Raw genomic sequence first — 12,295 nt, 5'->3', positions numbered from 1 at the left:
ACGTATGGTCTTGCTAATAAAAGAATTCACATAAATAACCATACACTAAAACGCTGTTGATTTTGAATTCAACAGCGTTTTAAATATATTTCTTTGTAAACTTTGTTGCTTTATAACAAGTATCGCGATAGTTGATTTCCGCTACAGGTTGCTCGCTTTCCGCGGGGCGGGCGGTGAGCTTCCTCGGCGCTTAGCGCCTGTGGGATCTCACCTGTCCCGCTGCACCCGCAGGAGTCTCGCACCTTTCGCTCCAATCAACCTTAATTAGATATCTTTAAAATCTTCTAAAACAACTATCTTTTAAGAAGGCTATTTTCATAAACTAAGTGGCATAAAAGAAACATCCTTCAATATAAAAGAGCTAACTTAGAAAGTGCTTGCCGCTGTAGCTGCTTTTCTTAAGCCTTCTTCAATAATATCTTTTGCACGATCAGGATATTGATTATGACCTTCAATAATAACTTCTGTTGTATCAGTCACACCCCAGAAATTCAAAACTGTTTTCACGTAGTTTACTGACATCTCAGCTGCTTGTGCAGGACCTTCAGAATAAACTCCACCTCTTGCGTTTAACAAAGCAACTTTTTTGTCACCTTGAAGACCAATTGGGCCTTCAGCAGTATAACGGAAAGTTTTTCCTGCTTGACCTAGATAATCTAAGTAAGTGTGTAAAACAGCAGGAACAGAGAAATTCCATAATGGGAATGCAAATACTACTTTATCTACTGCTAGGAACTGCTCAAGGTATTTGTTCACTAAGTCTGTTGCTTTCTTTTCGTCAGATGTTAATTCAAGACCTTTACCTAGTTTGAACATACCGTTAATCATATCAGTGCTAAAATAAGGTAAGTTTTCTTTAAATAAATCTAGTTCAGTTATTTGATCATTTGGATTGGATTCCTTGTAACTGTCTAAAAATGCCTGATAAAGTTGAACACTAATAGCCTGTTCAATTGGTCTAGAGTTTGCTTTTATAAATAAAACATTTGCCATTTAAAAATACCTCCATATATTTTGTGTTTTAAAAGGTTGCTATAGCAACCTTTGTGCTTAGTTGAAATTTGAACATTGTTTATCTTAGCATCTATTAGTTGTTGTAGCAACTAATAAGTATTGATAATGTAAAATTTATAATACATTATCACGCATTTTAGTTAAAATTCTTTTTAATTCACATATTTCCTCTTTAGAGATACCTTGGCATACCAATTTATTAAAATCCTCAGTAATGGGCGTTATAGTAGCTCCGAGCTCTTTTCCTTTATCAGTTAGGTGTAACTGTAAAGAGCGGCGGTCACTTAGGCTAATAATTCTTTTTATAAATCCCTTATTTTCTAAATTAGAGACCATTCGAGCAATGTTCGTTTTATCCTTAACAAGCATCTCAGCTACTTCGTTTTGAGTCATTCCATCCTTTTCCCAAAGAAGCATCATAATCAAATTTTGTTCTGGAGCAAGATTAAAAGGAGCTAATTTATTTTTTACATAACTTGTTAAAGTAAGATCCGTTTTATGAATGAATATACTTATATAATCGTCCATAGAGAGTTTCATTATATCCCTCCGTTTATTATAAGGAATTTTATTTAAACATCAGCTTAATATAACTAATTGTAGGTTTATGGTAAAGAATTTTTTACATTCAATTATATTCATTATATCTATTTTCCAAAAAGATTAACAATAAGATTTGAATTACTATAATTTAAAAATGAGATGCATGATTTAACACTAGTTAAAACGGGTAAAGATTAAATAGTAGTGAAGGAATGAAAACTTTTAAAAAAGGAGATATAAATTCATGAAGAATGTTAAATTAGCCGTTATTTATTATAGCTCCACAGGTACTAATTATCAGCTAGCTCAATGGGCAGAGGCTGGTGGAAAAGAAGCTGGTGCGGATGTGAAGTTGTTAAAGGTACCAGAAACAGCACCTCAAGAAGCTATTGAATCTAATCCTGCATGGAAAGCACATTATGAGGCAACAAAGGATGTGCCTGAGGTTACTTTAGATGATCTTGAATGGGCAGATGCAATTATTTTCAGTGTACCAACTAGGTTTGGTAATATGCCATCACAAATGAAAGCCTTCTTAGATACTACCGGTGGGTTATGGTTTAATGGAAAACTTGTTAATAAGACAGTAAGTGCCATGACTTCAGCACAAAACCCACATGGTGGTCAAGAGTCGACTTTATTAGCACTTTATACAACAATGTATCATTGGGGAGCTATTGTTGCAGCACCTGGATACACAGATCCAGTTACATTTGCTGCAGGTGGAAATCCTTACGGTACAAGCGTGTCAGTTAATCAAGACGGAGAAATGGTTGAAGATGTTCAAGCTGCAGTAAAACATCAAGCCAAACGAACAATAACAATTGCAGCAAAACTAAAATAAATATACTTACTCTAAAAGATTACCAATTTAATACTTATAATAGGGATATCTCACACATATCTCAATTGGGGTCAGACCCCAATTGAGACTGTTGAGATATCCCTGTTTTATTATGGCAATTATGTTACATGTATTGTAGTAGTGGAGTGTAGAGCTTAGAATACTTATAGTGAGGTGAATGATGTGAATTACAAGAAAAAAGTAATCGTCGTGTTTACAGCTGTTGCTATTGTGAGTGGCTGTTCAAATACTAGTGGTTCTAATGATACTAGTGAGCAAGCTGAACATCATGAGCATGTGATAAATGATATTAGAGAAGAAACGACTGGAATAGATATTTTACCAACTTTTTTAAATGACAAACCTGAAAATATGCAAGTTATTTATCAAGCAGCTTCTCAGCATAAAGATCTTTTAGAAAAAATCCCTTGTTATTGTGGCTGTGGTGAGAGCGCAAATCATAAAAGTAGCTATGATTGTTTTGTGTTTGAAAATAAAAAAGACGGAAGTATTATTTGGGATGATCATGGAACAAAATGTGGAGTTTGTTTAGAAATTGCTGCTCAATCTATTGTTGATTTTCAAGAAGGAAAATCAGTGAAAGATATTCGTTCGAAAATTGATGAGATGTATAAAGAAGGATATTCAACACCAACTCCTACTCCAGAAGTCTAGAAAAAATTAAATGATGAATAAATGACTAAGTGAATGAACCTTTGAATTATCAGGTTAATTGTAACTTAGTTTTTTTTATTTGAAATGATCACTATTGAAAAATCTTATTTAGTAACTAACCGTGTTCTTAAAGCAAACTTATTTCTCATATAATCTAGAAAATGTGATTATGAGGAGAGGATATGGTTTGAGGTTACCAGCTTCAGATTTGGGTTTAATGGCAGAACATCTTGCAGCACATGAAGGAATAATAAATAAATGGAAAAGAGATTATTTAGTCATACAAAATCCTGCATTAAAACAGCTTCTTTATACTTCAATTACTATAATGAGAGATCATGTACGAGTAATGTTGGCTCTTATTGATCCACAACAGCATGGTCCTGTTCATTTGGCGCAAATTCCTATTAATCAAGAAAAGTTTGTTTATCATAACTTAACAGAACAAGAGAAACATATAGCCTTAGAAGCAAGATCAACCTCCATGTCAATGGCTAGTAATAACTTTACCTCTGCACTTAGGATGAAGGATGCCAATACAAAGCATGTGCATTTTAAAATGGCTGATCAGCAAGTTAAGCTTCAAGGGTTATATAATAACATCGTTTTGCAGACTAACAGTGACTATACACCAAAAGCAACAGAAAAGGAACAATTAAAGACACTACAGCATTACCTTCATATTCTAAATGAATAAAGGTCAAAGAGATACGCGTTGCAATTATAGCGCGTGTCTCTTTGTTTTTTTAGTTTAACTAACCATTTCACGACAATCATTAGTGAAAATTTTAAAACTTCATTGTAATGAAAATGTCCTATTTTCTACATAATCATCTATAAAATGGCATATATATCATGATAAAATAGTACTATAAAATTTCATAAATTAGGATGAAGTCAAATGCATATTGTTCGAGATTTATTCATTAATATTAATATCCTAGTAGCACTCATTTTTGTTTATAGTCAGTTGATTGATAGGAAAATATTTCGAAATTTAACACCCTTTACAAGAAAAATAGTTGGGGGAGTGGCAAGCGGAATATTAGGTGTTATACTAATGCAATTTTCTATTCAAGTAACATCAGATACAATTGTCGATTTGCGACATGTTCCCATTTTACTTTCCATGATTTACAGTGGCACCATTCCCGCTATTATTAGTGCAATTGTTATTATTATTGCGCGTTTTTTTATTGGTTTTAACTTATCTTCTATTGTTGCACTTTTATATGTAGTAGTTGTAACTATAGGATTCTATTTTATTAGAAATCATAAGATGAAAAGAGTGTATAAGGTTTTTTGGATGCTTTTTTATGCAAATACTATCTTTTCCTTTGTTATCAGTTATTTAGTACCTGAGTGGAATGTGTTAAAAACTTTGGTACCAATTTTTTGGATACTTTCTATTGTTGGTGGTTTGATAGGGTATTATTTTTCTGAACATTTACGGAAAACTCACAAGTTATTTCAACATTATAAGGCACAATCGACAAAGGATTTTTTAACTGGTTTAAGGAATGTTCGCTATTTTAATGAGAAGCTAATGTCAATAATTGAAGATGAACATGTAAAGGAACATTCACTTTTATACTTAGATATTGACCACTTTAAGAAGGTAAATGATACATATGGTCATAACGAAGGGGATGAAGTATTAAAGCAAATTAGCAATATTATGGTAAGTCTTGTAAGACCAATAGACAGCTGTTATCGTAAAGGCGGTGAGGAATTCAGTATTATCCTGCCTAATAGTCCATTAACGAAAGCAGAAGAAATTGCTGAACGAATTCGTAGAGCAGTTGAATTACATCCTTTTAAACTTACTAATGGAAAAGTGATATTTGTAACAATCTCGATTGGTATTTCCCATTTTCCATCGATATCAACAAATGGAAATGAATTAGTGGAGTTTGCGGATGAAGCATTATATTTATCAAAGAATAGTGGAAGAAATAAAGTGTCTATAGCAACAAAAAAACGACCTGCGTAGAGTAGTCAGAATCCTATAAACGGGATTCTAATTACTTCAAGGTCGTTTTTTTTTGCTAAATCATTACTGAGCTAGAACATATTTGTTAATAGCGTGTGCAACACCATTCTCATTATTTGTTAATGTGACAACATCAGCCATTTCCTTTACTGTTGGATCTGCATTCCCCATAGCAACAGAAAGACCTGCAACCTCAAGCATTGGTACATCATTAAAGTTATCTCCAATCGCAACTGTATGTTCAATCGGGATGTTGAAGTATTCAGCCATTACTTTAACACCGTTTCCTTTATGTCCATTTGTATCCATAATTTCAATATTGAATGGACCAGAAGTTGTGATCGAGATATTCTCAATAGTCTGTAGTGTTGCGATTAATTCATCTTTTCCTGAAAGTGTAGGAACAAAGAATTTTTGGATAGATAGATCCTGGTTGTTAAGTACATCATCTATTGTGGTAAATATCTTAATAGTGTCAGTTTCTTTCGGTTGCTCCGTCATAAATTTATATTCTTTTTCTGTTAATCCTGATGCGATATCAGGATTTTTTTCTAAGAAAACTAACATACGTTCAGACCAAGTTGAAGCAACATATATACCTTTACTTGTATATACTTTAAAAGGGAATTTATTTTCATTTAACGTCGTTGCAACATGCTTTGAAGTTTCTTTGTTGATTGAAACTTCACTTAATAACTTTCCATCTGCAATGACCATTGTCCCGTTGCTTCCACCAACTGGGCACTGCAGTGGAGTTTGACCAATCACTGTTTTAATATCTTCAGGAGCACGTCCTGAGCAAATCATCACGATATGACCAGCTTCTTGTGCCGCTTGTATTGCCTCAATATTTTCCTTTGAAATATCAATGTTTGAAGATAAAAGGGTTCCGTCAAGATCAATGGCGATTAATTTTTTCATTTTAGTTTCTCCTTTATATTTCATTTGAATTGTTTTATGTATGTAAGAAATGAAGAACTTAATTATCTATTATGACATATTTTTAAAAAATTATTGAGAAAAATGAATTAATGTTTTGATGAATTTTGTTGATGACTTTTGATTTCAATAAAAAAAAGATATACTTGCTAAGAAACAAGTACTAAGTAGGAGGGTTAATTTATGGTCCGTTTTGGTGTGATTGGGACGAACTGGATTACAGAGAGTTTCTTAAGTGCAGCAGGTAAGGTTGAAGACTTTGAACTTACTGCTGTTTATTCAAGAACTAGTGATAAAGCAGAAGAGTTTGCAAATAAATATGATGTACAACATACATATACAGATTTAGATGAGTTTGTTAAAAGTAATGAATATGATGCTGTTTATCTTGCAAGCCCAAATTCACTTCATGCTTCACAAGCAATTTTATGCATGAAAAATGGTAAGCATGTGATTTGTGAAAAACCAATTGCTTCTAATACAAAAGAAGTAAAAGAATTGGTTAAGGTAGCTGAGGAAAATTCAGTTGTGTTAATGGAAGCGATTAAGTCTACGCTATTACCCAATTTCCTAGCAATTCAAGAAAATCTTCATAAAATAGGGAAGGTAAGACGCTACTTTGCAAGCTATTGTCAATATTCTTCTCGCTATGATAAATATAAGCAAGGAACTGTATTGAATGCTTTTAAACCAGAGTTTTCAAACGGATCATTAATGGATATCGGCATATACTGTGTATACCCAGCAGTTACATTGTTTGGCGAACCAAAGAAAATTCAGGCATCAAGCTATATGCTTGAATCAGGTGTTGATGGTGAAGGTAGTATTCTACTTACTTATGAAGAAATGGATGCAGTTATTATGTATTCAAAAATTACAAATTCATTTGTTCCGTCTGAAATTCAAGGCGAAGATGGAAGTATCATAATTGATAAAATACATACTCCTGAAAGTGTGAAAATTCATTATAAAGATGGAACAGTTGAAGATATCTCAAGAGATCAAGACTCTGAAAGCATGTATTATGAAGCACAAGAATTTATAGAGCTTATTAAAGCTAAAAAACTGCAATCAAAACAAAACTCGCATCAAAACACACTTATTACAGCAACCATCCTAGAAACAACTCGTAAGCAAATTGGATTACATTATCCTGCAGATAAATAAAAATGGGGTCAGTCCCTCGCTACTTTAAAGTGGTGAGGGACTGACCCTTTTTTTAATAAGAATCTGTTGAGTGACCTTCATTTTCAGCTTGTTTTACTGCTGATTCTGCTTTTGTGTCAGTCATTTTTGCGTTTTTAAGACCTTGTTCTACTCTTTTGCCGTAGTCTTCGTCACATTTGTAGAACATGTCTACCATTGTATCTTTGATTTCTTGGTGACACTTTTTTAGATTTTCGACAATGTTCATAATAAGTTCGTCACGCTCTAAATCAGAGAATTCCCGGTATGTTTCACCAGCTTGTTTAAAGTTGTTTTCGCGATCGATTTTTTGACGAACTAATTTTCCTTCAACATGTGGTTGATGATCTTTTCCATCTTGTTTTGCTTCTTTTAGCCCACCAAGAATAGATGGTTCATAATTCACATGAGGATTTTGTTGTTTCCCCATATCAACTTTATATTCCATTTGACCATCACGTTGATTTGTTGCTACATGTTTTTTCGGTGAATTAATCGGCAATTGCAGATAATTTGAACCTACACGATAACGCTGAGTATCTGAATAAGAATAGGTTCTTCCTTGCAATAGCTTATCGTCTGAGAAGTCTAAGCCATCAACTAGTACACCTGTACCAAAAGCAGCTTGCTCTACTTCAGCAAAATAATTTGTTGGATTTTTATCTAAAACCATCTTACCTACAGGAACCCAAGGTATCTGATCCTTTGGCCAGATTTTAGTAGGATCTAAAGGATCAAAATCAAGTTCTGGATGATCATCATCACTTAAAATTTGTACGAACATCTCCCATTCAGGATAATCCCCGCGCTCAATTGCTTCATACAAATCCTGTGTACCATGATTGAAATTCTTTCCTTGAATTTCATCAGCTTCTTTTTGTAATAAGTTTTTAATACCTTGCTTTGGTTCAAAGTGATACTTAACTAGAACAGCTTCTCCATCTTTATTAACCCATTTGTATGTATTAACACCAGATCCTTGCATCTCACGATAATTGGCTGGAATACCCCAAGGTGAGAAAAGAAATGTTATCATATGCATTGCTTCAGGAGTTTGACTTATAAAATCAAAGATTCTTTCGCTGTCTTGAATATTTGTTACAGGATCTGGCTTAAATGCATGAACAAGATCCGGAAATTTTAGTGGATCACGAATAAAGAAAATTTTCAAGTTATTACCAACTAAATCCCAATTTCCGTCTTCTGTGTAAAATTTAACAGCAAATCCACGTGGATCACGTAATGTTTCAGGCGAATGTCCGCCATGGATGACAGAAGAAAAACGTACAAATACAGGAGTTTGCTTACCTTTTTCCTGGAAAAGCTTAGCACGAGTATATTTTGAGATAGCTTCTTCACCAAAAGATCCATAAGCTTCGAAATAACCATGTGCACCAGCACCACGAGCATGTACAACACGTTCAGGAATTCGTTCACGATCAAAATGACTGATTTTTTCTAGGAAATCATAATTCTCTAATGTTGTAGGACCACGGTTACCAACAGTACGAACATTTTGATTATCAGTTACTGGGTGTCCTTGTCTATTTGTTAATGTGTCATTACTTTCATTGCTGCTCATTCGTTTATCTAATGAATTACCAACACCTTCAATAGATGTTCCGAATTCTTCATTATTAGATTGATCCTTGTCCAATGTATTACCTCCTTATTCAAAATAAATCAACAGATACATTTATTCACTAATATAGGAAAGATTATACAGGTGCTTACCTTTTTATGATGATCTAAATTAAAGTTTAATTCGTATACTAATTAACCAGAAAACAGTTAAATCTATTATCATCAATTGGTAATGTGATATTCTTATAGAAAATATCAAGATAAAGGAGATTCATATGATCCAAAATGATGATGCATCATTATATAATAAGGCTATAAATAAAGATCGCATTGCTTTTGAAATATTATATGATCGTTATGAAAAGCTGCTTTATTCCTTTGCGTATCGACTAACAAATGATGCTTCTTTAACAGAGGAAGTTGTACAGGATGTTTTTCTGAAGCTTTGGAATGGTACAAACGTCTATGATGAAAGTAAAGGTAAATTATCTTCATGGCTATTAACGATTACAAGAAATAAAGCAATTGATGAGATACGAAAAAGGAAACGACATACTCACGAAGAAATAATTGATAAAGATTCACTTGTTCAGGATGAAGATTCGGTGGAAGATAAGATAGAATGGAATGAACAAAAAATTAACATACAACGAGCAATGAACAGCCTTAAGGAAGATCAACAACAAATAATTAATCTCTTTTATTTCAAAGGCTTGAGCCAACAAAAGATCGCAAATCAGTGTGAATTACCTTTAGGAACAGTAAAAGGCAGAATTCGAATCGCATTAAAGCATTTACGGAAAATGTTAGCTCAGGAAGGAGGGACATCAAATGAGTAACGAAAAGTGTTATCAGCTAATTGACTATTTTAATTCAACACTTACAGATGAGGAAATGGCACTTTTTGAACTCCATTTACAAACATGTGCAGAGTGTCAAAATGAATTAGAAGAGATAACTAGTTTAACGGAAGATTTACCTTACCTTTCTGAAGCGGTTGATGTACCAAAAGATATGAAAGCACGAATATTTGATGAGATTTTCAAAGAAGAGAAAGAAGATGAACCTCAGTATAATGAAAGTGAAAATAATCAACAAATAGGGATTGCTCAACCAAATAAACGAAAAACACCAAGATTTGTATTACCATCACTAGCTGCAGCATTAATACTTTCTCTTATAACAAATGCCTATTTATATAGTGAGAATAAAGAAAATCAACAAATCCAATCTGAGATAGCTGAAATAAAGCCTTCTTCACAAGTAACTTTATTACCTGTTGATGAAAGTATCGAAGCCGTTGCAATTGTTTCACTTTTATCTTCTGGCAATGAAGCATCGCTATTACTACAAGCATCCAATTTACCTAAGCTAAGTGATGAAGAGGTATATCAGGTTTGGGTGATTGAAGGAGAAAAACCTTATCCTGCTGGTGCTTTTGAACCGAATGAATCTGGTCAGGGAACGTTATCTTATTCATTAAAAGAGTTAGAAGGTAATTGGGATACAGTAGCGATCACTGTTGAAAAAGAAGCCAATTTACCGTTACCAGAAGGAAAAGTTGTTCTAGCGGGTGGAATATAAAAATACCCTTCTCGAGAATGATATTCTTCTTATTGTACAAAATAAGTTCTTGAAGAAGAATTATCAAAAGAAAAGAGGTTTTTTAAATGGCTCAAAGAGATAGTCATAAAAATCAACAATTAAAAATGAAAAAAGCAAGTGACGCAATTAATACCGATAAAGATTTCGGAAATGATTTAGCAGAAAGAAAGCATAATGAAAAAAAGGGTAAATAAATAGTAAGTAAAAGAAGCTTGAGTTGGTCTCTTTATTGAGGCAAACTCAAGCTTTTTATTTCGAAGGCCCTGTTAAACTTTGTTGTTGATTTCCGTTACAGGCATTCGCTTTCCGCGGGCGGTCCGGGAGCCTCCTCGGCGCGAGCGCCTGTGGGGTCTCCCTTTGACACGCTTCTCCCGCAGGAGTCTCATGCCTTTCACTCCAATCAACAATGTGCTAAAAATCAATATTAACCTTTAACATAGCCATTTCGAAAAATAAATTTATTAAAAATTATTTTAGAAAAAAGTGATCCAAACGAAAAACTAGTTCGTTAGCTTAATAGAAAACGTGAAAGGGGAAATTAAAATGAAACTTAACAAATCTTTATTAGCAATTCCATTAAGCTTATCGTTACTAGTACCAGTCCAAGGAGCTTTTGCACATGATCATGTAAACCATACTAAAATGAGTGGTAGTGAGGCAGTAGCTACTCCTGCTGCAGAGCTTCGCTCAACATTAGGTCATTTACTTAGTGAGCATGCTTACTTAGCTGTAGAGGTAATGAGAAACGGAGCATTAGGTGCAAAGGACTTTGAAGCATCTGTTGGGGCATTAAATGAAAACACAGTTGACTTATCAAACGCAATTACATCTGTTTATGGTGATGAGGCAGGACAACAATTTAAACAAATGTGGGAGGAACATATCGGATTTTTCGTTGATTATGTAACAGCAACAGCAGAAAATGATGAAACGAAAAAGGAAGAAGCACTTAATAATTTAGATACTTACCGTGAAAAATTTTCACAATTCTTAGAAACAGCAACAGGTGAGCGGTTAGAAGCAAGTGGTCTTGCTGAAGGATTACAAATGCATGTAAATCAACTAGTAGGAGCTTTTGATAGCTATTTAGCAAAGGATTTTAATAAAGCGTATGAATATGAAAGAGAAGCTATCCACCACATGCATATGGTAGCAAAAGGACTATCTAACGCTATTACAGATCAGTTTCCAGAGAAATTTGAAACAACAAAAGCAGTAACACCTGCTGTAGATTTGAGAGCTACATTAAATCATTTATTAACAGAGCATGCAGGGCTAGCAGTCGTAGCAATGCAACAAGGTGCTGATGGTGCAGAGGATTTTGAAGCTGCAGCAGGTGCATTAAATGCTAATACAGAGGATTTAACTGCAGCAATTGCTTCTGTGTATGGAGATGAAGCTGGCGAACAATTTAAAACAATGTGGTCAAATCACATCGGCTTCTTCGTTGATTATGTAAAAGCAACAGGAGCAAATGATGAAAATGCTAAGAAAGAGGCATTAGAGAATCTAGATGGCTATCGTGCAGAATTCTCAAAATTCCTTGAAACTGCAACAGATGGGCGCTTAAAATCAGATGCTCTTGCAGATGGTTTACAAATGCATGTTGAACAGCTAATTGCGGCTTTTGACTTCTATGTTGCTGGTGATTATGAAAAAGCATATGATTCAATTAGAGAAGCATACGGACATATGTTAAATCCTGCTAAAGGATTATCAGGAGCATTTGTTGATCAATTTCCAGAAAAGTTCACATCAATGATGCCTGACGAAATGCCGAAAACTGGTATGGGTGGCACAGATGATAGTATGATGGGGAATTATATTGTCTTTGGGTTAATTATGGCCATTTTCGCTAGTATGGGCTTAGTCATTCGTAAAAAACTTCAACAAAACTAATGAGGTGAAATGCA

13 protein-coding genes are annotated in these 12,295 nt (G+C 34.0%); 9 read left to right on the top strand and 4 right to left on the bottom strand.

Annotated features, from left to right (window positions below):
* Positions 1-366: 366 nt before the first annotated feature.
* Both FS935_RS15575 and FS935_RS15570 read right to left on the bottom strand, forming a co-directional pair.
* The gene (locus tag FS935_RS15575; protein ID WP_146949575.1) at positions 367-993 is read right to left on the bottom strand and encodes an FMN-dependent NADH-azoreductase; all 627 of its coding nucleotides are present in this window, start codon (positions 991-993) and stop codon (positions 367-369) included.
* Between the two features lie 135 nt (positions 994-1,128).
* Entirely contained in the window at positions 1,129-1,554 is a 426-nt protein-coding gene (locus FS935_RS15570; RefSeq protein ID WP_146949574.1) for a MarR family winged helix-turn-helix transcriptional regulator, read from the bottom strand.
* Positions 1,555-1,801: 247 nt separating this feature from the next.
* Between FS935_RS15570 and wrbA the strand changes: the two genes are divergently transcribed.
* The 4 genes from wrbA to FS935_RS15550 all read left to right on the top strand — a co-directional run bounded on the left by wrbA (position 1,802) and on the right by FS935_RS15550 (position 5,069).
* The gene (gene wrbA / locus FS935_RS15565; RefSeq protein WP_146949573.1) at positions 1,802-2,401 is read left to right on the top strand and encodes an NAD(P)H:quinone oxidoreductase; all 600 of its coding nucleotides are present in this window, start codon (positions 1,802-1,804) and stop codon (positions 2,399-2,401) included.
* Between the two features lie 183 nt (positions 2,402-2,584).
* Entirely contained in the window at positions 2,585-3,076 is a 492-nt protein-coding gene (locus FS935_RS15560; protein ID WP_146949572.1) for a PCYCGC motif-containing (lipo)protein, read from the top strand.
* Positions 3,077-3,263: 187 nt separating this feature from the next.
* On the top strand, positions 3,264-3,773 hold the full coding sequence (locus FS935_RS15555) for a hypothetical protein (RefSeq protein ID WP_146949571.1): 510 nt from the start codon (positions 3,264-3,266) through the stop codon (positions 3,771-3,773).
* Between the two features lie 204 nt (positions 3,774-3,977).
* Entirely contained in the window at positions 3,978-5,069 is a 1,092-nt protein-coding gene (locus FS935_RS15550) for a GGDEF domain-containing protein (RefSeq protein WP_146949570.1), read from the top strand.
* A gap of 63 nt (positions 5,070-5,132) precedes the next feature.
* Here the strand turns inward: FS935_RS15550 and FS935_RS15545 are convergent, their stop codons facing one another.
* Positions 5,133-5,990, bottom strand: a complete 858-nt coding sequence (locus FS935_RS15545; RefSeq protein WP_146949569.1) for a Cof-type HAD-IIB family hydrolase — start codon at positions 5,988-5,990, stop codon at positions 5,133-5,135.
* Between the two features lie 201 nt (positions 5,991-6,191).
* Here FS935_RS15545 and FS935_RS15540 point away from each other — a divergent pair, with 201 nt between their 5' ends.
* Positions 6,192-7,175 carry a Gfo/Idh/MocA family protein gene (locus FS935_RS15540; protein ID WP_146949568.1) on the top strand — a complete coding sequence of 328 codons (984 nt, stop codon included), beginning with the start codon at positions 6,192-6,194 and terminating at the stop codon, positions 7,173-7,175.
* Positions 7,176-7,227: 52 nt separating this feature from the next.
* Here FS935_RS15540 and FS935_RS15535 read toward each other — a convergent pair whose 3' ends face one another.
* On the bottom strand, positions 7,228-8,808 hold the full coding sequence (locus FS935_RS15535; RefSeq protein ID WP_275669621.1) for a catalase: 1,581 nt from the start codon (positions 8,806-8,808) through the stop codon (positions 7,228-7,230).
* Positions 8,809-9,052: 244 nt separating this feature from the next.
* Between FS935_RS15535 and FS935_RS15530 the strand changes: the two genes are divergently transcribed.
* From FS935_RS15530 to FS935_RS15520, 4 genes are all read left to right on the top strand, one after another.
* Complete coding sequence (locus tag FS935_RS15530) at positions 9,053-9,616, top strand: RNA polymerase sigma factor (RefSeq protein ID WP_146949567.1); 564 nt, start codon at positions 9,053-9,055, stop codon at positions 9,614-9,616.
* A complete protein-coding gene (locus FS935_RS15525) occupies positions 9,609-10,361 on the top strand; it encodes an anti-sigma factor (RefSeq protein WP_146949566.1) in 753 nt (250 codons plus the stop codon). The genes FS935_RS15530 and FS935_RS15525 overlap by 8 nt, the downstream gene beginning before the upstream one ends.
* 86 nt (positions 10,362-10,447) lie before the next feature.
* A complete protein-coding gene (locus FS935_RS24245; RefSeq protein WP_275580300.1) occupies positions 10,448-10,576 on the top strand; it encodes a hypothetical protein in 129 nt (42 codons plus the stop codon).
* A 349-nt stretch (positions 10,577-10,925) separates the two neighbouring features.
* Complete coding sequence (locus tag FS935_RS15520; protein WP_146949565.1) at positions 10,926-12,281, top strand: copper amine oxidase; 1,356 nt, start codon at positions 10,926-10,928, stop codon at positions 12,279-12,281.
* The last annotated feature ends 14 nt before the right edge of the window (positions 12,282-12,295 follow it).

This window comes from Metabacillus litoralis (assembly GCF_007994985.1).
GTDB classification, from domain to species: Bacteria; Bacillota; Bacilli; order Bacillales; family Bacillaceae; genus Metabacillus; species Metabacillus litoralis.
The sequence above is the reverse complement of the archived record's forward strand: the minus strand, read 5'-3'. Positions and strand labels throughout refer to the sequence as shown.